The sequence below is a fragment of the Desulfobaculum senezii genome, from assembly GCF_054657395.1.
In genome coordinates this window covers 407167-428454 of the sequence record NZ_BAAHYU010000002.1, presented here as the reverse complement: position 1 = coordinate 428454, position 21288 = coordinate 407167, and the positions used below count along the sequence as shown (strand labels likewise).

Annotated in this window: 17 protein-coding genes; 1 reads left to right on the top strand and 16 read right to left on the bottom strand. The window is 61.7% G+C overall.

The annotated features are described in order from the left end of the window. Nucleotides 1–39 precede the first annotated feature (39 nt). On the bottom strand, nucleotides 40–1107 hold the full coding sequence (locus ACYQ2T_RS02665) for a tetratricopeptide repeat protein (RefSeq protein ID WP_459898224.1): 1068 nt from the start codon (nucleotides 1105–1107) through the stop codon (nucleotides 40–42). Between the two features lie 542 nt (nucleotides 1108–1649). Between ACYQ2T_RS02665 and fliM the strand changes: the two genes are divergently transcribed. Continuing rightward, nucleotides 1650–2630: a flagellar motor switch protein FliM gene (fliM, locus tag ACYQ2T_RS02660; RefSeq protein WP_404846022.1), complete on the top strand. Its 981-nt coding sequence runs from the start codon at nucleotides 1650–1652 to the stop codon at nucleotides 2628–2630. Nucleotides 2631–2731: 101 nt separating this feature from the next. On the opposite strand, the gene ACYQ2T_RS02655 is transcribed toward fliM, so the two are convergent. The 15 genes from ACYQ2T_RS02655 to ACYQ2T_RS02585 all read right to left on the bottom strand — a co-directional run bounded on the left by ACYQ2T_RS02655 (nucleotide 2732) and on the right by ACYQ2T_RS02585 (nucleotide 21160). Then, entirely contained in the window at nucleotides 2732–3448 is a 717-nt protein-coding gene (locus tag ACYQ2T_RS02655) for an OmpA/MotB family protein (protein WP_459898222.1), read from the bottom strand. Next, nucleotides 3445–4257, bottom strand: coding sequence for a motility protein A (locus tag ACYQ2T_RS02650; protein ID WP_404846024.1), 813 nt, complete (start codon nucleotides 4255–4257; stop codon nucleotides 3445–3447). The genes ACYQ2T_RS02655 and ACYQ2T_RS02650 overlap by 4 nt, the downstream gene beginning before the upstream one ends. After that, nucleotides 4254–5465: a Crp/Fnr family transcriptional regulator gene (locus ACYQ2T_RS02645; protein WP_404846025.1), complete on the bottom strand. Its 1212-nt coding sequence runs from the start codon at nucleotides 5463–5465 to the stop codon at nucleotides 4254–4256. The genes ACYQ2T_RS02650 and ACYQ2T_RS02645 overlap by 4 nt, the downstream gene beginning before the upstream one ends. Nucleotides 5466–5513: 48 nt before the next feature. Beyond that, the gene (locus tag ACYQ2T_RS02640; RefSeq protein ID WP_459898220.1) at nucleotides 5514–7973 is read right to left on the bottom strand and encodes an HD domain-containing phosphohydrolase; all 2460 of its coding nucleotides are present in this window, start codon (nucleotides 7971–7973) and stop codon (nucleotides 5514–5516) included. A gap of 254 nt (nucleotides 7974–8227) precedes the next feature. Then, nucleotides 8228–9034 (bottom strand): tetratricopeptide repeat protein, encoded by an 807-nt coding sequence (locus ACYQ2T_RS02635; protein ID WP_459898218.1) that lies wholly within the window; start codon nucleotides 9032–9034, stop codon nucleotides 8228–8230. Continuing rightward, the gene (mshL, locus tag ACYQ2T_RS02630; RefSeq protein WP_459898217.1) at nucleotides 9031–10662 is read right to left on the bottom strand and encodes a pilus (MSHA type) biogenesis protein MshL; all 1632 of its coding nucleotides are present in this window, start codon (nucleotides 10660–10662) and stop codon (nucleotides 9031–9033) included. Before mshL ends, ACYQ2T_RS02635 begins: the two co-directional genes overlap by 4 nt. A gap of 105 nt (nucleotides 10663–10767) precedes the next feature. Continuing rightward, nucleotides 10768–11436: a SctD/MshK family protein gene (locus tag ACYQ2T_RS02625; RefSeq protein WP_459898215.1), complete on the bottom strand. Its 669-nt coding sequence runs from the start codon at nucleotides 11434–11436 to the stop codon at nucleotides 10768–10770. Then, entirely contained in the window at nucleotides 11437–13449 is a 2013-nt protein-coding gene (locus tag ACYQ2T_RS02620; RefSeq protein ID WP_459898213.1) for an ICP22 family protein, read from the bottom strand. 43 nt (nucleotides 13450–13492) lie between these two features. After that, a complete protein-coding gene (locus tag ACYQ2T_RS02615; RefSeq protein WP_404846031.1) occupies nucleotides 13493–13966 on the bottom strand; it encodes a hypothetical protein in 474 nt (157 codons plus the stop codon). A gap of 18 nt (nucleotides 13967–13984) precedes the next feature. Further along, nucleotides 13985–15211: a type II secretion system F family protein gene (locus ACYQ2T_RS02610; RefSeq protein ID WP_459898211.1), complete on the bottom strand. Its 1227-nt coding sequence runs from the start codon at nucleotides 15209–15211 to the stop codon at nucleotides 13985–13987. Between the two features lie 45 nt (nucleotides 15212–15256). Continuing rightward, the gene (locus tag ACYQ2T_RS02605; protein ID WP_487247226.1) at nucleotides 15257–16873 is read right to left on the bottom strand and encodes a GspE/PulE family protein; all 1617 of its coding nucleotides are present in this window, start codon (nucleotides 16871–16873) and stop codon (nucleotides 15257–15259) included. 97 nt (nucleotides 16874–16970) lie between these two features. Then, nucleotides 16971–18611 carry an AAA family ATPase gene (locus ACYQ2T_RS02600; RefSeq protein WP_459898209.1) on the bottom strand — a complete coding sequence of 547 codons (1641 nt, stop codon included), beginning with the start codon at nucleotides 18609–18611 and terminating at the stop codon, nucleotides 16971–16973. Nucleotides 18612–18778: 167 nt separating this feature from the next. After that, nucleotides 18779–19507, bottom strand: coding sequence for a prepilin-type N-terminal cleavage/methylation domain-containing protein (locus ACYQ2T_RS02595; protein ID WP_459898208.1), 729 nt, complete (start codon nucleotides 19505–19507; stop codon nucleotides 18779–18781). A 57-nt stretch (nucleotides 19508–19564) separates the two neighbouring features. Further along, a complete protein-coding gene (locus ACYQ2T_RS02590) occupies nucleotides 19565–20335 on the bottom strand; it encodes a prepilin-type N-terminal cleavage/methylation domain-containing protein (protein ID WP_459898207.1) in 771 nt (256 codons plus the stop codon). Nucleotides 20336–20401: 66 nt separating this feature from the next. Beyond that, nucleotides 20402–21160, bottom strand: a complete 759-nt coding sequence (locus tag ACYQ2T_RS02585) for a prepilin-type N-terminal cleavage/methylation domain-containing protein (RefSeq protein WP_459898206.1) — start codon at nucleotides 21158–21160, stop codon at nucleotides 20402–20404. Between the last annotated feature and the right edge of the window lie 128 nt (nucleotides 21161–21288).

The window sequence follows — 21288 nt, the reverse complement described above, 5'->3', positions numbered from 1 at the left end:
CATGGCTCCACCGGGGCGCTGGTGCATGCGGGCTGGCCGCTACACGTCCTTGATGGTTTGGGGCACCGTTTCCGGCGGGCGGGTGCGCTTTGGTCCCTGCCATGGCGTCCCATACAGTTCGTCGTAAAATTTCAGCGCCTCGGGGAACTCGCTGTTGCAGTTGAGCGCCTCGGCAATTTCCCGCTTGGCTTCGTCCATCTCCCCCATATAATGAAACGCCTTGGAGAGGTTGTAATGGACGTTTTCGTCCTCCGGCGTCAGCTCCAGAGCTCGCTGGTAGGCATGCACCGCGCCGGGGTAGTCCCCGTTGCGGCGCAGGCGGACGCCCAGCGTGTTGTAGGGGTTGGGGGCGCGCACATCGTGCTTGAGGATGGTGATGAAGACGCTCTTGGCCTCCTCCATTCTGTCAAACTGGGCATGCACCTCTGCCGCGCGCTGGAGGTACTTCTGAAAGCGCCGGTCGTCGCCCTTGCCCCTGTAGGCCTCGGCCAACCCCTGATAGGCCTCGGCATACAGGTCATTAATCTTGATGGCCTTGTTGAAGGCGATAATGGCCTTGCCGTACTTCTGACGCAGCAGATAGTCGCAGCCCATATCATAATATTTCTGCGCCTCATCCTGCAGGGACAGGATTTCCTCAAACTCCTCGATGGCGTCGTCAAAGTCGCCTTGGTTGACCATCTCCTTGGCGGCGTTGAGCTGTTCTTCCTCAATTTCGCTAAAGCGCTGGAGCTGCTGGGCCATGACGATATGGCGCTGGAAGGTCTCGAAGGAATAGGGCCGCAGCACGTAGCCCGTGCACCCGGCGGAAATGGCGTCCAGCACTTCGTTCTTGGAATTGACGAGGGTGACCATTATGACGGGAACCTTGCGAAACTGGGCGTACTGGCGCAGGGTGCGCACAAAGCGCACGCCGTCCATGTCGCCAAGTTCCATGTCGCTGATGACAAGGTCCACCTCCGCCTCACTGAGGCGGGTCAAGCCCTCGCCCCCCTTGGCAAAGGCATAAATGCGCCTCGGGCGGAAGCGCTGCATGGTTTGCTTATCCCGCCGCAGATGGTCGTCCACTGCGGACAGAATGGCAACATGACCAAGCGATGACCCCACAGGTTCTCCTCGGCTAGCCGTTCATCGTCCATGCGGCCCCAACCTGAACCGGCCTCAGCCGTAGCGGCGCAGGGGACGCGCCAGCCACATGCCGCACAGGGGGACACTCTTTCTTTTGTAGATGGCTGGCCCGCATTTGGCAACATTTCGGGGGAGAAGATGCCGTCCCCTGCACGCTGGAGCCGGGCGCACTCCCGCTGCCCACGCGCCGCCCGCCGCGTGCGCCACACGTGCAACCTGTCAAAATCATGTCACTCTTTATGCCGGGCCATAGGACAGGCCGCCTGCCGTCCCCGCTCCGGGCGCGGCACAAGGAGATGTAAAAAAAGTGGTTCGGCATTTGCATACTTACGGGAAACCCCGCGCCGGCGCTGGATATGGCACATCCGGCGGCAGCGGGCACGGCCTCAAAATGCGCCGTGCACCGGCTTCACCACAGGCCCGGGGCCTTGCGCCATGACGCGGCGCGGCGTATTGTACTTAGACACCGAATCTCAGCAGGCGGCGTTTTTTGCCGCCGCAAGAACCCTACAGGCGATATTATGAGCAAGATTCTCGATCAGGACGAAGTCGACGCGTTACTCCGAGGCCTTTCAGGAGGCGAAATCGAAGCGGAGGCGGAAATCCCCGAGGACGATACCGGGGTCGTCTCGTTCGACCTGGCCAATCAGGACCGAATCATCCGTGGCCGGATGCCGGTTCTGGAGATCGTGAACGACCGCTTTGCGCGGCTGTGCACCAATGCACTGGCCAACGCCATGCGCAAACGCGTGGACCTGAACCCGATCTCCATCGACATGTCGAAGTTCGGCGACTTTATGCGCTCCCTGCCGGTGCCCACGTCCATTAACATCTTCAAGATGGACCCGCTGCGCGGCAACGCGCTGCTTGTGGTGGACTCCCGGCTCGTTTTCGCCCTCGTGGAAAATTTCTTTGGCGGCGCTGGCAGTCAGCCCAAGGTGGAGGGCCGCGATTTTACGGCCATTGAACAAGCCATTGTGGACCGCGTGGTCAAGATTGCCCTCTCCAACCTAGAGGACGCATGGCGCCCGGTGCACGACGTGCACATTGAGCAGACCCGCTCCGAGATTAACCCGCAGTTTGCGGCCATCGTGCCGCCCTCGGACGTGGTTATCGTTGTCACCTTTGAGGTGGAGCTGGAGAACGCCATCGGCTCGCTTATCGTGTGCCTGCCCTACGCGACGCTGGAGCCTATCCGCTCCAAGCTGCACGCCTCCTTCCAGTCCGAACGGCTGGAAGTGGACCACGCGTGGATTGCCCGCTTCAAGGAGCGCCTGCTTGAAACGCCGGTAGAAATGGTCATAGAACTGGGGCAGACTAAAATTACGGGCCGCCAGCTCCTGAACCTTGACGTGGGGGACATCCTGCTCCTGAATACGGACACGGAGGAACTCCTCACCGCCGAGGTGGAGGGCGTGAAGAAATTCTACGGCCTGCCCGGCCGGGTGAAAGGCAGCAAGGGCTTTCAGGTGGTCCGGGAAGAAGAACCCCGCTACGCCTAGCCACACAGAACGCATTCAGGGCGCGCGGCATTTGCCGCGCGCCCTTTTTTTGTGTCGTCTGGCCGGTGCACCGTCTGGCCGCGCGTCATCCATCCACCGTGTTATCCCTTTGGCGCGTTCCGCTCCCCCGCCGCCGGGGCAACGAGGATGACAATGCGCCGGTTGCGCATTTGGTTTTCCTCAATGGCGCGGCCCTGCGCGTCGCGGTTGGGCGCCACGGGGCGCGTATCCGCAAGCCCCTTCACCTGCAACTTGTCCTTGGGAAAGCCCTTGCCAATAAGGTAGCGCGCCACGGCGGACGCCCGCGCGGCGGACAGCTCCCAGTTGGACGGAAATTCCTGCGAGCGGATGGGGTTGTCGTCGGTGTGCCCCTCCACGGTCACCCGGTAGGGGATGCCCACCAGCACCGGGGCCACATTCTCCAGCGCCCGCAGGGCAAGGGGCGTGAGTTCCGCGCTGCCGGAATCAAAGAGTACCGCGCCGTGCAGGTTCACGGCCACAGCGTCATCACGGCGGCTCAGTTCCACCACGGCGTTGGCCGGGCCAACGCGCCGGGCAAGGTCCGCATGGATTTGCCGCAGCGTGCGCAGGCGCACGCGAACCTCATCAGGCATGGTCGCTTCGCCCTCTGGCGGCGGGGCGCTCATGGCCTCGCCCAGGGAGCGCGCCACGGTTTCGTAGTGGGAGTCGTCCACCTCGCTCACGGAGACCACAAGGATGAAGAAGCACAGAATCAAGGTCATCATGTCCGCAAAGGAGAGTTCCCACCCGCCGCCCTCGGCGTTCAGGCGTGCGCGGCGGCGCGAAAAGCGTATCATGACCGCTCCTTCCCCGGACGCGGCGGCGCGGCCTTGCGCTGCACGGTAATGGACCCCCAGCGCCGTGGCGGCAAGTAGGCCTTCAGCTTATCCAGCACGATGAGCGCCGGCGTGCGGTCCTTGATAAGCAAAACCCCGTCGCGGATGACGGACATGAGAATGGCCCGCTCCTCAATGCGCTTTTCCACCTTCACAGCGATGGGCAAAAACACCATGTTCGCCAGCAAAATGCCATACAGGGTGGTGGTCAGCGCCGTGGCCATGGCCGGGCCGATTTCACGCAGGTCCGCGCCCATGGCCTGCATCATGCCAATCAGCCCGATGAGCGTACCGATAATGCCAAAGGCCGGAGCAAGGCGCGACATGGTGCGGTAAATGCCCGCGGCGGACATTTCCTGCTCGTAGGCCTGCAGGATGCGGGTATCCAAAATCTCGCGGATTTCCTCGCGCGGGTAGCCGTCCACCACCATCTGCATGGCGTCCTTGAGGAATTCGTTTTCAATGCCGGGGAGCTTTTTCTCCAGCCGCATGGTCCCGCCGCGCGAGGCCACATCCGCAAAGGAATGCAGCGCGCCGATGTACTCGCCGATGGGGAGCTCCTCCCGCCCAAGGGCGATGAGAAAGATTTGCAGCACGCGCGCCACTTCCTTGAGGGGGTAGCAGATAAAGGTGGCCGCCGCCGTGCCGCCAAGGACGATAGCCAGCCCCGGCAGGTTGAGGAACACAAGGGCGCTGGCCGTGGAAAACCACGTGGCAAAGCCCAGCACCGCCATGCCGATGACTATGCCGATGATGGTGGCGACGTTCACCGCCCTATCCCCTTAATGTCCTTGATGGTGTCAATGAGCTCCTCCTCGATGTCCGCGGCCTCCATTTCGTCCACGCCTTCAAGGCTTCCGGCCTGGTCGCGTACCACGCCCGCAATCTTTTGGGACAGGCTGCCGTAGAGGCGCTCCTTGGCCTCCTCCCCGGCCATGGCCGCCAGCACGGCAAGCTTGTGGTACCCAAGGCGCGAAAACGCCTCCTGCAGCGTGGCGTTGTCCACGTGAACGATGTCGTCCACGGTTTCAAGGTCCTCGGGCGAGACGCGTTTGCGTTTGACGCGGCGGAAGAATTCGTCGCCCATGTCCTTGGCCCATTCCTCCACCGTGGGCTTGTGGAAAAAGAACATGGTTTCGGGAATTTCCTTGTAGCTCATCTTGCGGAAGATGATTTCCGGGTCCGCGTCCACACTGCGGGCAAAGTCGTACACGTCCACAAATTCAAGGCACTCCGTAAAGGGCGCGCGCACCGGGCCTAGCTCCTGCGACAGGCTGCGCACCACGGACAGAAACTTTTCCGGCTCCGGAATGGTGATGGCGCGGTCCTTGAGGAAGTCCGACTTGCGGCGCAGGCGGCCAAGGGCGTCGCGCTTCATGATGGGCTCGCGCACGTCGGCAACGGAAAGAATCTGCAACTTGGCAAGGCGGGTGATGATTTCGTCAATCTCCAACTGCGAGACGAGGACGATGTCCTTGCACTCGCGCGAGAACTCCGCATAGCTCACGCCCAGCGGCAGACTCTCCCCCTCCTGCCGCGCCTGCAGTTTGGCGCAGTGCACGCGGTGCATCAGTTCCAGCACCGCGCAGACGCTGAGGAACACGTTGCCGCTCACGCCCACGGCCAGCTTGTCCTTCATGGCCGACACCTGCGCCATAAGCGAACGCATCAGCCGCTGCACCGGTCCCGGACTTTTGAGGAGCATCGTCTTGAACACATCCTGATCAATGACGATGATTTCCGACGGCTCCTCTGCCACGGCGGAGGAAATGCGCGCCCCGGCGGTGAACAGGCCGTCCTCGCCAAACACCTCACCGGGGCGGATGCGCGCGAGGATAAGCCGCTTGTTGCTCTGGGTCTTGTACAGCGTGACAAGGCCCTTCTTGAGCATATAGGCCACGGTGCCCTTTTGCCCCTCGCGGTAGACGATGTGCCCCTTGTGCAGCGTTCTGTACTTGGTGGAGGAATTGATATCCATAAGCTGGCTTCCCGGGCTGGCCGTCGCCGCCCCGTCAGTATGATTGCGTCACGCGCGCAGGTACTCGGACAGCGTGCCCACCAGTTCCTGCTTGCTGATGGGTTTGGTCAGGTAGCTATTGAATCCGCTTTGTAAGCACTCCTCTCCCGCGCCGACCACAAAGTGCGGCACAAGGCCCACAAAGGGCGTTTCACACACTCCGGCCTCGCGCTCCAATTCGCGCACGGTACGGATGAATGCCGCGCCGCTCATGTCCGCAAGGTGCGTTCCCGTCAGCACCACGGAGTAGCGCCGCTTGCGCAGGGCCAGCACCCCCTGTCGGCCGTTTTCGGCAAAGTCCATGTCCACGTCCATGTCCTTGAGGTAATAGGACACCAGCATACGGGCGTTGGCCGCGTCCTCCACCACCAGCAGGGAGGGGCGTTCCGGCTTGTCCGCCTCCGGCACCCGGCACAGACGCGCGCGGGCCGCCGTGCGGGCCTCGCGGCTGCGGTGCTCCACGCCAAAGAGGAGCTTTCGCAGGTCGTCCGCCTCCACAGGCGAGGTGACGTAGCCGGCCAGTCCAAGGGCCACGGCAAGGCTGGCGTTGCCCGGGGCATGCCGCGCCGCACTCACGGCCAGCCGCCACACCGGAAACCCCGCAACATGCGACAGAATTTTGGCAACATCGAATCCGCCGCGCTCCGGCAAGTCCGCATCCAGCACGGCAAAGGTGTAGGGCGAGCCGTCGTGCCACGCCTGCCGCAGCATATCCAGCGCCTGTTCCCCGTCGTCCACATGCTCAATGCGCGCGCCCCACTCGCCAAGCAGCGCGCTCATATCCTCCATCCCAGCCGTCCCGGCCAGCAACACCCGCCGCTCGGTGAGGGTGGGGTTCACCACCACGTCATCAAACTGGTCGGGGTTGAGTTCGCTTTCGGCGTAGCGGCGGAACAGCCCGGAGGAGAGGAACAGGTCGTGGACGTTGGAATCAATGTGGTTGTCCTTGCGCATAAAGCCGAGGATTTTCACGGCCTGCGATAGGGGCATGGGCTTCTTGTACGGGCGGTCCTTGGCGGTGAGGGCCTCGAAAATATCGGCCACGGCCATGATGCGCGATTGCAGGGCCAAGTGCTCGCCGGAAAGGCCCTCGGGGTAGCCTGTGCCGTCCATTTTTTCATGGTGGCCGCTGGCAAACTCCGGCACGCGCGAGAGTTTTTTTGGGAACGGAAGCTCCCCCAGCATTTTTCCCGTCATACGGGCGTGGTTTTCAATGACGCCCCGCTCGCGCCCGGTGAGCGTGCCCTTGCGGATGCACAGGTTTTCCACCTCGTCATCCGTCAGGTAGGGGCGCTCCTCGCCATTGATGGAGTATGTTTTGGCGGCAACGGTCTTCAGGCGCTCGACCCGGTCGTCACTCATAAACTCCCCCGGCTCGTTGCAGGAGAGGGCGAAGTCCCGGTCCCCGCGCACTTCGGCAATGGCGGCGTCGTGCTCATCGGCAAGGGCGCTCATGGCCGCAGCACTGGCCGCACCCGCCGCGCGCAGTTCGTCCTTGCGCCGCTGAAATTCCAGCTCCAGCGCGGTCTCAATAAGCTCGAAACGCAGCTTTACAAGCTCCACACGGTCAAAGATGGTCTCCAGCTTGGAGGCCTTGTCCACCACATATTCGGGGGTGATGATTTTGCCGATATCGTGCAGCCACGCCGACAGCTTGAGTTCTTCCAGTTCGTCTTCGGTAAAGAAGACGTCCTTGAAGGGGCCGTCGTCCATCTCGTTGATTTCGCGGGCAATCATCATGGTGATGTCCACCACGCGGTTAATGTGCCCACCCGTGTAGGGGGACTTTTCTTCAATGGCGTTCGCGATGCTTTTGATGAAGGCGTACAACAGGTCCTTCAGATCCTGAATGAGCTGGGTCTTGGTCAGGGCCGCTGCGGCCTGCGAGGCAAGGGACGCCACCAGCATGACCCGGTCGTCCGTAAACTCCCCAATGCCGTCGTCCTGCGATTGGTCCATGGCGTTGAGCAGTTGCAACACGCCAATGATTTCACTCTCGTGATTCCGCAGGGGGATGACCAGCATGGACTTGGAGCGGTAGCCCGTGGCCTCGTCGTATTTTCTGGGGCCGGTAAAGTCGAAGGCCTCGGACGTGTACACGTCGCGGATGTTGACGATGTCGCCTTCCAGCGCCACATGGGACGACACATTGGCGTGGTTTGGCGCGCCGTCCACGGTAAGGGGCACAGGCGGCAGATTGATGGGAACGCCGGATGTGCCGCCCATGCGCGTTTTCATGGTGTCGTTTTGCAGGATGACAAAGTTGAGGTGGGAGCCGTCGTCGCTGACCATGTAGAGGGTGCCTGCATCTGCGGCAGTGATTTTGCGCGCCTCGTAGACGATCATCTCCAGCAGGCGCGACACGTCCTTTTCGCCGGAGAGGGCCATGCCGATTTCCGCGTAGGTTCTGAGATGATCATATAAGGATTCGCCATGCAGGGATGGCTGCTCCCCGTCCTGTCTGCGCATTGCCTCCATACCCCCTCTGGCTGCACTGGACCACACGCCCCCTCTCGCGGAACACCTGTCTATTCTTCAACATACGTCATGCCCCGTCCCGGCACAACCCAATTTGCCGCGCGGGGCCGCCAGATGCGAAAAAACACTGTGTTGCCGGGCAAAAGGAAAACGCCTCCCCCGCGGGCTAGGTGCCGGGCGGGAGAGGCGTGACGGAAGCGGTGCGCCAGTATGGACGGCGGCAGGATGCGCGCAGGCGCGGGCATCTAGCGCTCGCCGAGGATGCGGCCCAGCTGGAGCACCTTCTCGTTCATGGGATAGCGGTCCACGAGGCGGCGGTAGATACTCAGCGCCTCCCCGCGCTTGTCCTCGCCAAGCAGGGCATAGGCAAGGTTCAGATTACTCACAAAGTCCGACGGGCGCAGGCTCAGGGCGCGGCGGTAGAAGTTTTCCGCGTCGGCGTAGCGCTTTTCCTTGAGGGCAAGGTAGCCTTCCCACTTGTACTTGGTGGCGCTTTCCTTGCGGCCGATTTGGGTGGTCATCCTATCCAGCAGTTCCTTGGACTTGGACAAATCGCCGGTTTCGGACGTTTGCACCAGCTTGCGCTGGAGCGAGAGTACCTGCTCGTTGGTGCGCGCCCGCTTGGCAAAATGCACTTCCAAGGCCTTGGTGGGCTTGGTGAGGTCCACCACGTCCTGCTGGCGCTCCTCCACCGTTGGGCGGTACAGGCGCTGCTTGACGATGGGCTCCTGATTCACAGGCGGCTCCTGCCGCCGCGGCAGGGCAAGGTCTGCGGTAAGGTCGCTCTCCGTGCCATCGCCGGGGGCGCGCTCCTGCACGCTGGCGTTTTGGGCGCGCGGCACATCGGGCGGCAGCGGCAATTCAATCTGCTCCACCTCGCGCTTGATAAAGAACACACCGGAGCCCACAAGCAGCACAAGAATGCCGATATAAATCACCGCCCGGATGATGAGCTTGCTCATGCGCGGAGCCACGGCCTGAGGCGTCTGCCGGGTCTCCCTCGCCGCCTCTTCCTTTTTCAGCTGTTGGAGACTGCGGTAGATAACGCTCATTGCACTACCCTAATGTTCATGATGATGACGAGTTCCCGCACGCTCTCAATCTGGGTGCGGCTCTTGAACAGCCAGCCCAGACCGGGAACCTGCGAGAGCCCCGGCACACCGGAGTCGGTCTTGCCGGTGTCCTTGTCGATGAGGCCACCAAGGATGATGGTGTCCCCATCGCTCACGCGCACGGTGGTGCTCACGTTCTTCACCTCCACCTTGGGCAGGGAGATCTGGTCGCCAGCGCCGGTTACGGCCTTGGGCTCAAGGCTGCTGGAGTTGACCTCACTCTTGATGGGGTAAATCTGCATATCAATCTTGTTGTCGTCGTTGATGAAGCAGATGACGCCCAGCATCACGCCGTTAAAGACCGTTGCCGTCTCCACGGTGAAGGTGGTGTTGTTGTCGTCGTCCACCTCGCGCGAGATTTCGCTGACGTATTTTTCCGACTGGCCGGAGGTGAACAGCGCAGGCTGGCCGTGCCGCACGCGCACATGCGGATTGGCTACGGTCTTCAGCCCGCCAAAGGTCTGCATGGCCTCAATGGCGGCGTTGATGGCAATGTCGCCCTTGGTGAAGCCCGTCATCTTAAAGATAACGTCGTCGCCGCTGCGGGTCAGACTGCCGATGCCATTGGGGTATTCCGCAGGGTTGTCAAAGCGGCTCAGGTATTCAAACGTGGTGCCGGAGTCGCCTGCGGACAGGCGCTGGTCCACGTAATTCCAATCAATGCCAAGGCTCCAGTTGTCATCCAGCGAAACCTGCAGGATGCGTGCGTCAATGACCACCTGCCGCGACAGCTTGGCCTTGAGGTTATTGAGCATCTTCGCCACGGCGCGCAGCTTGCCGGGCGTGGTGCGCACGTACAACTGGCCCGCCAACGGGTCGAGGGCGAAAAAGCCGTTCTTGTCGGCGGAGTCGCCCCCACCGCCGCCACCGCCGTCGATATTGCCGCTTTCCTCGTTGATGATGGCATCCACGGTTTCAAGGATGAGGCCATAGAGGGAATCGTCCTCAAGGGCGCCGCCCATTTCTGTCTCAAGGGTGAACTCGCCCGAAAGGTCGCCGCCCGAGCCTTCATTGCCAAGGTTGCCGAAGATGTCGCCGCCGCTGGATGTTGCGACCTCGCTGGTGACGTTGACGAAATCAAGCTCGAAGGTACGCTCGTTCCAGCGCTGGACGTACAGGATGTTGTCCTTGACATCCCATGCGAGGTCGTAGGCTTCGAGGAGCTTTTCCATCACAAGGGCGCTGGAGGCATCCTCAAAGCTGATGGTGATTCTGTTATCCAGACTGATGCCCGGCTCAATGACAAGGTTCAGCCCCGCATTGCGCGCGATAAGGTAGAGCACATTATGGATGGTCTCTTCCTGCACGCTGATGGAGATGCGCGTCTCCTCCAACGGGTTGAACTCGGGCAAGACTGGTTCAAGGGCCTCCACCAGCGAGCCTTTTTCCTGCTCCAACTGCTCCTCCTGCGCCCGTACCTTGAGGAACTGCTCGTTCTCGTGACGGATGCTTTTGTAGAGGGCGTCGTAATCAAGGTTGCTCTCCAGCTGTTTGGACGCCTGATTCCCGCATGCCGCAAGGCAAAGCGACACGACTACCAATCCCAAAACCATCGTACACCTGCGCATGGTCGGCACCTTCCTGTCCCTTCCAGCGGAAAGGGGTTCCGATGTGATCGCGGGTGGCGCCCCGCACACCGAGATTTTGCGTAAAATATCAAGCATGGCGCGCTCCTACTGCTGTTTTCCAAGCTGTTGCAGAATTTGGAGCGCCTGATCCGGAGACAGGTCCGGCGGCAACTCGCCGATGTCTACACCGGAAGGTGGCGCGGCCGCAGCCTCTTGCTGTTCGCCCCCGGCCATGGGCTGGGTGGGGTCGAACGTGGTGGCTTCGCCCTTGTCCCTTTCGGGACGCTTGAGCTCCACCCTGAACGGTGGCAGCCACCGTTGCCGCTCTTCGGTCTGGCCCACGCCGTAGACCACGGCGTCCGGCTCAATGCGCTTGATGACGCGCCCATCGGGAAGGACGTCGCCCTCACTGTAGGCCGCGCCGGACAGCATCACGTATTTAGACTTTGGCCCAATGGAGATGGCCGTCAGCGTCAGGGTTCGGCGCCCGGTTTCCTGCTCCGCGGCCTCGTCCAGCACAAGCAGGTCCGGCTCCACGGAGTCCACCTTGGCATAGGTAGCCTTCGTCCCCCGCAGCACGTCAATGGCGGCGCGGATGGCTTCCGTGGCTTCATCCGAGGGCATGCTCACCTGCTGTGGCGCAAGCTTGCGCATCACATCGGATTTAAAGGTCGGCACCTGATGGTCCTTGGTTGCCAGCCACGCCACGGTGCCCACCACAACAAGGCCATATCCCGCCCAACGTATGAGTATGTTCCGTCTGCCCGGATGCATCTAGTCCCCCTTGTTGCTGAGCGGCCACCTGATGTTGAGCGAATAGTAGTTCCCCTCAAGGTCCAGATCGAGCTGCTGGCTTACAACGGTGAATCCAGCAAGCTCCAGCTCCTCAATATACGTGGTGAACACCTGCTGCGCCGCGGCGAGCTCCATCTCCACCTGCCCCTCAAGGCGAACGTCCACGGCGTCCAGCCCGTAGCGCAGTTCCATCCCGTCCACACGCACGGCCTCGGGCCGAAGCGAGGCAAGGAAGTTCCACAGCTCGCCAAAGGGCGGCGACAGCGCGGAGCGGCGGAAGCTGTTGGCCAAATTCAAGGCGGGGTCCACGTCCTCAAAGGCGACGTTGACGGCGCGGGAGCGGATGCGCTCCTCCACCTGCCGCAGTTCCTGCCGATACATCTGCACCTGCTCCTTGACCTGCGAGCGCACGCCCTGAATGGCGTACACGCCCGCCCCGGCCACCAGCGCAAGGGCAAGGAAAACGGCCCACAGCCACTTTTCCGCCTGCTCCAGCGGACGCAGATACATTTCCTGCTTTGGGCCAAGGTTGGCGCTGGTCGGGGCCGTGCCCACCGCTGTGGGCAGTGCGGACCACACCACGTCGCCATCCAGCGACAGTTCGTGCACCGGCATGGGCACCAACGGAATTTCCGTATCGGGCCGCGGCAATTCCAGTGTGGCGGTGAGCGCCTCCACCCAGTCCACATGGGAAATCTTCTGGCCGACGTTCTTTTCCAGCGCCGCAAGATCTTGGTCCAGGGCGAAGAGGCCTTCCACCAACGCCTGTTCATCGTCGCCGACGAGGGTGTACCGGCGGGCAAGGTGCACATCGCCGCCCTTGCCTGCCACCAGCACGATGGCGCTTGGCAGATGCAGGGCAATGGCGTGAGCCCCCCGCCCCTTCTTCTTCAGCAGGCCAAAAGCCAGCGAAATGGAATCAAGAAAGACAAACCCGCTGTCCGACGCGTTGTAGCTTTCAAGCATGGCTACGTGGCGGTCACGGGGCAGCACCTCGTAGAACACGCTGACCTGTCCACCCTCCAGCTTGCGCTTGGCGAACATATGCAGGGTGCCTTCGGTGTTGAGTTCGCCCACTTCCTCAAGGTTCTTGCGCGCGAGGACGCCCGCGTATTTGTACTCCGTGGTCAGGGTCAAAAGGCCCATGCCCGGAGACTCCGCATAATCCACAAGGTACTTGAAATACCGTCCGATGCCGGCCGCATCGTCAATGCGCTGGGCCGAACCCGACGCAAAATAGAACTTTTCGTCATGCGCCTCGAACACGAACGGGGTAAAGCCACTGCGCACGACCTTCCAGCCCCAGTCCGTGGAATAGCCCGCTTCCTCCTCCGGCTCCTCCATGTCAGGAAGAGGCGGCGGGGGCGGCGGTGCGGCGGCCTGTTCCGGCTCAGGCTCGGGCTCAGGCTCGGCGTCGTAGGCTTCCGCGGCCTCGTCAGGCTCCAGCGACAGGGCTTCGCCTTCCTCCTCGTACGTGGCGTCCTCGGCGTCTTCATACGCCGCGTCCTCATCGGGGGAGACCGTCATGAGGTCGTCCTCCGTGGACGGGGCTTCGGGCTCAGCGATGTCGTCCTCGCCAAGGGCGACAACGTCCTCCACGTCGCCCTCTTCGATGTCCGCGTCGTCCCCGGCGGTGACGTAGGTGGCGTCCTCATCAGCGCTGGCGGCCACTTCGGACACAAAGGGGTCCAGCGCCGCTGGCGCTGCTGCGTCCGCTCCTGCCTCCGGCTCGTCATAGGGCACCTCCTCCACTTCCGCGGAAAGGTCCTCCAGCTCGGGGGCGGCGTCCTCGTCCGTAGGCTCGTCGAAAGCGGCGGCGTCCACAGGCGGCGCAGGGGCTTCTTCGGCCTCCGGCTCGGAAGCGTCCTCCAGCTCCCAGGAGATATCCTCCAGCTCAAGCTCGGGTACGACGGCTTCGTCCGTGTCGGTCCGTTTGGTTTCGTCCGTCACGTCTTCCGGCTTTTTCTTGGGATCGTGCTTGGGATCTGTCATCGCTTGGTCCCCGTTTCGCTAAATGCCAAGGTGATGGGCCGCATCACTTCTTCTTGGGAATCATGAACTGGCCCTGCATGACGGTCTCGTACATCTGACGCGGCAGTCCGGCGTTTTCCCCGCCTTCTCCGCCCCCTTCCGGGGCAACCACCACGCGCGTCACCCGAAAGAGCTTCGGCTCAAACCAGTAGCCCCCGGTTTCCGGGTCGTTGCTGGCGAGGAAGAGCAGCCGCTCAAGGTCGCGCCAGCTCATGGTTCTGCCGATGGACAGTGGATATTGCAGCCAATTGGCGGGGGCGAGGCCCACGTCCTGAATCTCCTCCCACAGGGCGTTGACCACCACGACCTTTTCCTCCTGCTCGGCGTACATGCGCTCCACCTTTTGGTAGTTACGCATCTCCTGCTTGAGAAACTCAATCTCCGCCTGCGAGGTGCGAAAATCCATCCAGCCCTGATAGGCCAGCACGATTCCCGCCGCAAAGGCCACGCTGAGCACAATACTTACGATCCACCGCATATCGTCTCCTCCCGGCCGTCAGCCGACCTTGCCGATCATGTCGTAGATGGGGAGCAACAGCCCCGCAAAGATGGCCCCGAAGAGCAGCCCCATGAACACCAGCATGGCCGGCTCCAGCGTTTTGCCCAGCACCTCCACCAGTGCGGAGAGCTTGTCGCGGTACAGCTTGGCCACATATTCCGTCTGCTCCTCAATGCGTCCGGTCTGCTCGCCAACGGACACCATGCGCACCGCAAAGGGGTGCAGCGCCTCGGCCTGCTTCATGGAATCCGACAGCGCATTGCCGTTGCGCACGCTGTCCTGCACAAGGATGAGCCGGCCCTTGTACACAAGGTTGGTCATGGACTCGGTGATAATCTCAAGGGTGCGCAGCACGCCAACGCCCGCGCCAATGAGAATGCCCAAATACTCCGTGACCCGCGCAATGATGGACGTCTCGATAATGGTTGAGAACACCGGAACGCGCAGGGCGATGGAGTCCAAAATATAATGCACGCGGGTACTGTTTCTCCGCAGATAGCTAAGCAGGATGATACCGCCCACCACGCCAATGACCGTCCAGCCAAAATACATCTGAAACCAGTTGGAGATGGCGATAAGCGCGCGTGTAGGCGCGGGCGTGGTAACGCCCATGTCCGAGAACAGCTTCACGATGCGCGGCACCACAAAATAGAACCAGAAGAAGCACGACAGGATAACCACGCCAAGGATGAACCCCGGGTACACCAGCGCGCGCTTGGTGCCGCTGACGATTTCCTCGATGTGCTCAAGGTGTTCGCCGGATTTGCGGCACATGCGGTCCAGCATGCCGGTTTCCTCGCCAATGCGGCACATGTACTGCACCAGCGGGTTAAACACCTTGGGATGCCGCGAGAGCGCCTCGCCAAAGGTCTGCCCGCCTTCAATGTCCGTGCGCATAAAGCGCAGGGTCATGAGCAGCATGGGGTTTTTGATCTCTTCCATAATTTCGTCCATGGCGGACAACACGGGAACACCAGCGCCAAGCAGCATGGCCATATTGTTAAAGAACTCCGCAAGGTCCGACCGCCCAACGCGCGAGAAGCCCTGCGTGGCCAGCTTGGTCAGCCACGACATCACGGTTCCCAGCTTTTGGATGGCGATAACCACGCCGCCCTGCCGCTCCAAATAGCGGATGGCTGGCGCGTCGTCGTCAAAGGGCAATTCCACAACGCCCTTGTCGACCTTGCCTTCCGAGCCGAGCATCTTGAACCGGAATATGGGCATGCTCCCCCCGTTTGTTCGCCTCTCGCCACATGCGGCCCGCCGCCGCTAGTACCTCGTCTTGCCAAGCACTCGCTGGACTTCCTCCACCGAGGTAATGCCGTCCTTCACTTTAATAACCGCCACGTCGAACATGGTCCGAAAGCCCTTGCGGCGCAGCATGTCCTCCAACTGGGTCAGCTCGATGTCCTTTTCCATGGCCTCACGCACCTCGCGGTCCACCACCAGCACCTCATAGACCAGCGTCCGGCCAAGGTAGCCCGAATTGTTGCACACCTCGCACCCCTCGCCGCGAGAGACCATCTCCAGCGACTCGCCAAGGTAGTCCAACTCCTCCTTGGTGGGCGGCACCTGCTTCTTGCAATGCGGGCACAGCGTACGCACAAGGCGCTGGCTCACCACGCCGATGAGGCTTTCCGCCAGCATCTGCGTATCCATCCCAAGGCCCTGCAAACGCGGAATAGCGCCGATGGCGGTGTTCGTATGCAGGGTGGACAGCACAAGGTGACCCGTTGTGGCCGCAGTCAGGGCCGTTGTGGCGGTCTCCTCGTCGCGCATCTCGCCGATGAGGATGACGTCCGGGTCGTGCCGCAAAAAGTGGCGCATGGCGTTGGAGAAGCCATAGCCCGCGCCCTCGTTCACCTGCGTCTGCCGCGCAAGGGGCACCACATATTCAATGGGGTTCTCAACGGTGAGCACGTTCTTGCCAAGGAGGTCGAGGGAGGTCAGTCCCGTGACCAGCGTGGTGGTCTTGCCCGAACCGGTCGGCCCGGTGAGCAGCAAAATGCCAAACGGCTCGTCGAACAGACGCGTGATGCGGGCGACATCATCCTCAAGGATGCCCAGCGCAGGCAGCGACATGCTGGCCCGCTCCTGCGAGAGCAGACGCATGACCATGTTCTCGCCAAAGGGCGTGATGACCGACGACACACGGATATCGTACCGGCGCTCCAGCAGATTCGCGGTCCAGCGGCCGTCCTGCGGCAGGCGCTGTTCGGCAATGTCCATGCCGCCCTGCAGCTTGATGGACGTGGTCACGCGCGAAAGCTGCGGCGGCAAAAAGGCCACGTTGCGCAGCACGCCGTCCACGCGGAAGGCCACGGCAATGCCGCGCGCCATGGGCCGCAGGTGTACGTCCGTTGCGCGCTGCTTCACCGCAAGCAGCAGGATGTAGTTAATGAGGGTGTCGGGGCTGACGGTGCGGCTGGTGTCGGCGGCAATAATGCCCACCTCGCGCTGCATCAGCTTTTCCACCGGATTGTCGAGGAAGTAAAAATAGTTGTAGATAGCTGAAATGACGCGGCTTTCCTCGGCCATGGTGAACAGGGGCTTCATGCCCGTGGCGCGCACAATGAACTGCTCGGTCTTGTTCTCCGGTATGTCGGAGATGGCGGCCACCACCTGATTGTCCTTCATCGCATAGGGATACACGCGTGAGGCAAGGCAGGTGTTGCGGTTGAAGCGCTTGAGCAGCTGAAAGTCCGGGGAAATGCTGTCCAGATTCACATGCTCCAGTTCCAGCTGCTGGGCCACGGTGTGCACGAGGTCGTACTCCGACACAAGGCCGGTACGCGTCAGCACCTGCCCAAGCTTTTCCTTGGTCACACGCTGGACCTGCAGGGCGTAGCGGATGTGCTCGTCTCCGATATACCCTTTGTCCCGCAGGAGGTCGCCTATTCAAATGGGTCCGGCCATAACTCCACCCTTGTGGTGATAGTGAGCGTTGCGCGGCGGTGTTGCCCCGATGCGGGGCCCTCTTCCGTCACCCCTGCTTCGCCATGACAGTGAGCCAGAAGACCGTTTCCGGGTCCGGCCACATGGTGCGCTTCAGCTTCATATCCTTCTGAAAACTGTTAATGGCGCGCCACGTTACGGGGCCGACCATGCCGTCGTCCTGCCCCCAGTAGTAGCCAAGACGCTTCAGCATCTTTTGCAGCGCCAGAATGTCCTTGCTCCGGTAGCCGTAGTAGAAGTCCTGCACCACAAAGGGCGGCTCCCACAGCACCAGCCACGCCGGGCTTTCCCGCACCAGCTTCTTCCACGGGAAGGACGAGAACGGGACCCCCGTCTGCGCGGGCAGGCGGTCCAGCTTGAGGAGCTTGCTCCCCTCGGGCACCACTTCCTCAAGGATGCCCACCTTGCGCTCCTGTACGGCGCGGTCCAGCACCGACAGATGCTCGCCCATTCCGGCCTTGTCGAGGAATGCCGCGTAGGACTCGGGATAGGTCTTGGGCGGCGCTTTTGCCGCCGGCTTCTTTTGGGGCGCAGGCGCCACAGAGGCCACCATGTCCGGCGCGGAAGCGTTATCCAGCGCCGCGGCATCCGCGGGCACGGCGGGAGTTGTCGCCGGGGCTGGGGCTTTGGCGCCCTCGTGCTGCTGCACACGCAGCCCGCCCACATCGGCGCCAACCGGCGTCGCCGTCAGCCCGGCCATACTGCGCGCGGCAAGGCGGGCAAGGCTGGCACTGCCCTGCGTGGTCTTGAACAGCGGGACAAAGGACAGCCCCACAAGCACCGCCGCGGCAACCGCAACCACCGCCATCTTGCGGCGGCGCGAATGCGCGGCAAGGCGGTTTGCCACCTCCACCTGACAGGAACCGATCTCCTTCACTGCCGCATCCAGCGCGCGGACGGAGAGCTCCTTGTCACCGAAGGCCACGGACGCATACAGCGCCCGCTCCATAACGAGGTTGACCATGCGCGTATTGCCGCAGGTGGCCCGGAACAGCACCTTGAGGGGCGCACCGGAAATGCGAAACTGCGACGACGCGCTGGAGAGCTTGTAGTTGACGTACCGCCCGGTCTCCTCAAGGGAGAAGGGCTGCAGTTCTTTATAGATGGTGATGCGGCTACGAAGCTGCCGGAGCTTTGGCTCGTCGAGGCGGGCCTTGAGTTCGGGCTGGCCCACAAGCAGCACCTGCACCAGTTTGCGTCCCTCCAGCTCAAGGTTGGAGAGCATGCGCAGGGCTTCCATGGCGGGCAGGCTCAGGTTATGGGCCTCGTCCACGATGATGGCGCAGTTCTTCCCCTGGGTGTTGCACCCCACAAGGAACTGCTGCAGCATGTCCACCAGTCCGGCCACGTTGGCCGTACGCGGGGCGTCAATGCCGAAGTCACGGGCAATGGCAAGGAGCAGCTCTTCCTTGTTCAGCATGGTGTTGAATATCCACGCCGTGTCGAGCTGTTCCCCTTCCAGCCGCCGCAGGAGCTGGTAGAGCAGGGACGTTTTGCCCACGCCCACCTCTCCCGTCAGGAGCAAAAAGCCCTTGCGCGACAGGATGCCGAACGCCAGTTCGTCGAGAATCTGCTTGGTGGTACCGGTATGGAAATACCCGTCGGTATCAGCGGCCATGGAGAACGGATTTTTATCCAACCCCAAGGCTTCGAAGATGTCGTGCGTCATGAGCTGCTCCCCGTGTTCATGGACGGATTGTCACAGCATGCCGGACCACGGCTGCCCCCCTCACCGCCAGAGACGGCCCCCCGCCGCCTCCGGTTTGTCACCGGATGCGAAACGGCAGACGCGGTTCCATCTGCCGCTCCGTATCCGCTGGAACGCGGAACCCCGCGCTAGTAATCCAGAATGAGCCCCACAACGACATACTGATTGGTGGAATTCGCATCCGGGTACGAGTTCATCAGGTTGACGGGGTTCGCTCCACTGAACGTGGTATTGATGCTTGCAATGTCTTCACTGGTGGCATTGGCCATGCCGACGCATGCGCCGTTGGCCGGGTCGGCCTGCCCGTCGATGACGGTGTCAAGGCCACGCGCCACGTCTCCGGGCACGTTTTGCAGCACCACCATGTTGCGGAAGGGACCATTGGACCCAACCTGCTTGGCGTAAAAGCCCACCACAACGCGCGACTTACCGATGGTTTCGCCTTCCACGTTGCGCATGAACACGTTGTAGCCGTTGGCGCAGTTGTTGTTGGTGTCGTTGGACAGGTCGGTCTTGATCATGGTGCAAGGCTCAATGCCTACGTCGCGTGCGGCGTCGATAACCTCATCGTACTGGGCGAGGTTGCCGGTGCCCATGAAGACGCCGTCCATGAAGCCGTCGGCCGAGGCGTTCACGCCGCCGTTGGCCGTGCCGTCAACGAAGGCCTGCCCTGTCTTGTCCATGTAGGTGGAGGCAATGGTCACCCATTTTTGCGCAAAGCCCTGCGAGAACTGCTTGACCTGCGACCCCCGAACAATATCTCTGCCTTTCATCACGCCTGCCAGGATGATGCCGATGATGACCAACACGATGGCCATCTCCACAAGCGTGAAGCCCTTCTCGACGCGCTTTTTCATGACTTCCCCCATATTCGCGGTAATGGCTCTGTGCTCCGAGCCGTTCTGCCTTGTGCCCTAGTAATCCAGCACCAGACCAACGCAGGTCAGGACCGTGTTGTCCGTGCCCCAGCTTGCCGGAGTCACGGGAGACGCTGGAGCGGTCACGGGTGCCGTGACGTAGTCGCCGTTGGCTGCGCCCACATCAAGGGCGATGCAGCTGCCGTTCTGGCCGTCTGCCTGCCCGTCGATGACGGTGTCCAAACCAATGGCGACATCCACGGGCACATTCTGGAGCACAACCACATTGCGGTTGGGATCGGTGCCGCCGCCGGAGTCGATGACATAGTTATAGAAGCCAACGCCAACGCGCTGCTTACCGGTGAACTCGCCGTCCACCATGCGCTCAAACACGTTGTAGTCGGAGCCATCGCAATCATCGCTTGAGTCCTCAAGGTCGCTCTTGATCATGGTGCAGGGCTCAATGCCCACCAGACGCAGGTAGGTCATCACGTTGTCCCTGTCCGTGACCACGGTGCCGGACTCGCCGCCGCTGCTGTCGGCCAGCATGCGGCTGTCCATGCGCCCGTCTGTGGCGGAACCGGTGGCGTTGCTGCCGTTACTTGGACCGTCAAACAGCGGTTGCCCCTTCTTGTCGTAGTAGGTGGATGCGATGGTCACCCACTTCTGCGCAAACCCCTGCGAAAACTGCTTGATCTGCGAGCCACGTACAATGTCGCGCCCTTTCATCACACCGGCAAGGATGATGCCGATGATGACAAGCACGATGGCCATTTCCACAAGCGTGAAGCCGCTTTTGCCTTCACGGTAATCTTTGACAGACTGCATTATCGCTGCCTCCACTCGGCTTGTATGAAAAGTGTTTGCTCACGTCCCCATCACGTGGGAAACGGCCTAGAAGTCCAAAATCAGGGCCACGTTCACCAGCCGCGCCTGCCCGGTATCCTGCGTCGGCCACGGCTGAGGATTTAGGGCACTGTCATTGGCGGCGAAGTCCGTGGACGAACCCGGATTGTAGGCCGTTCCAGGGGGCGACATGCTGACGCACAGCCCGTTTTCGCCGTCGGCCTGCCCATCGATAAGGGTGTCCAGACCAATGGCGACGTCGGCAGGTACTGCGCCGATGACAACGCAGTTGCGCCGCGCGTTGTTGACGAGGTAGCTGTAGAAGCCCACACCCACGGTGGCCTTACCACTCCACTCACCTTCCACGGTGCGTTCCCAGATATTGTATCCATTGTTGCAGGAGGTTGTGGCGGTGTCGTTGTTCAGGTCGCTCTTGATCATGGTGCAGGGGGTGATGCCAACATCGCGCAGCACCTGAAGTCCATCGGAGCGATCCGCGGCGGCGTAGCCACTGTTCTGACTCCAGCAGGGCACCCCATCCATGCGGCCATCGGGACTGCCTCCACCGTTGTTGCCGTTGTCTGAGCCATCCATAAAGTTCTGCCCCACTTTGTCGTAGTAGGTAGAAGCGATGGTGACCCACTTCTGGGCATACCCCTGCGAGAACTGCTTCACTTGCGAGCCTCGCACGATGTCTCTGCCCTTCATCACGCCCGCAAGGATGATGCCGATAATGACCAGCACGATGGCCATCTCCACAAGCGTGAAGCCAGTGACTTTTCCTTTTTCAGCCTGAAGCAAACGCATTCCTGTTCCTCCCGTGCTTTTGCTGATGCAGTGAAAGCCTGGGCAGCCTGCCGCAGCTTTCAGGCAGCGGCCCCCAACCGAAAACATACGGTTGGCTGGACTTTCCCCCTATTTTTACTATGTGCCAG

Bases quoted from the DNA above. Each gene is read 5' to 3' on its own strand.
- fliM (WP_404846022.1), top strand. From the start codon at position 1,650: ATGAGCAAGATTCTCGATCAGGACGAAGTCGACGCGTTACTCCGAGGC.
- ACYQ2T_RS02655 (WP_459898222.1), bottom strand. From the start codon at position 3,448: ATGATACGCTTTTCGCGCCGCCGCGCACGCCTGAACGCCGAGGGCGGC.
- ACYQ2T_RS02645 (WP_404846025.1), bottom strand. From the start codon at position 5,465: ATGGATATCAATTCCTCCACCAAGTACAGAACGCTGCACAAGGGGCAC.
- ACYQ2T_RS02640 (WP_459898220.1), bottom strand. From the start codon at position 7,973: ATGCGCAGACAGGACGGGGAGCAGCCATCCCTGCATGGCGAATCCTTA.
- ACYQ2T_RS02635 (WP_459898218.1), bottom strand. From the start codon at position 9,034: ATGAGCGTTATCTACCGCAGTCTCCAACAGCTGAAAAAGGAAGAGGCG.
- mshL (WP_459898217.1), bottom strand. From the start codon at position 10,662: ATGCGCAGGTGTACGATGGTTTTGGGATTGGTAGTCGTGTCGCTTTGC.
- ACYQ2T_RS02625 (WP_459898215.1), bottom strand. From the start codon at position 11,436: ATGCATCCGGGCAGACGGAACATACTCATACGTTGGGCGGGATATGGC.
- ACYQ2T_RS02620 (WP_459898213.1), bottom strand. From the start codon at position 13,449: ATGACAGATCCCAAGCACGATCCCAAGAAAAAGCCGGAAGACGTGACG.
- ACYQ2T_RS02615 (WP_404846031.1), bottom strand. From the start codon at position 13,966: ATGCGGTGGATCGTAAGTATTGTGCTCAGCGTGGCCTTTGCGGCGGGA.
- ACYQ2T_RS02610 (WP_459898211.1), bottom strand. From the start codon at position 15,211: ATGCCCATATTCCGGTTCAAGATGCTCGGCTCGGAAGGCAAGGTCGAC.
- ACYQ2T_RS02600 (WP_459898209.1), bottom strand. From the start codon at position 18,611: ATGACGCACGACATCTTCGAAGCCTTGGGGTTGGATAAAAATCCGTTC.
- ACYQ2T_RS02595 (WP_459898208.1), bottom strand. From the start codon at position 19,507: ATGAAAAAGCGCGTCGAGAAGGGCTTCACGCTTGTGGAGATGGCCATC.
- ACYQ2T_RS02590 (WP_459898207.1), bottom strand. From the start codon at position 20,335: ATGCAGTCTGTCAAAGATTACCGTGAAGGCAAAAGCGGCTTCACGCTT.
- ACYQ2T_RS02585 (WP_459898206.1), bottom strand. From the start codon at position 21,160: ATGCGTTTGCTTCAGGCTGAAAAAGGAAAAGTCACTGGCTTCACGCTT.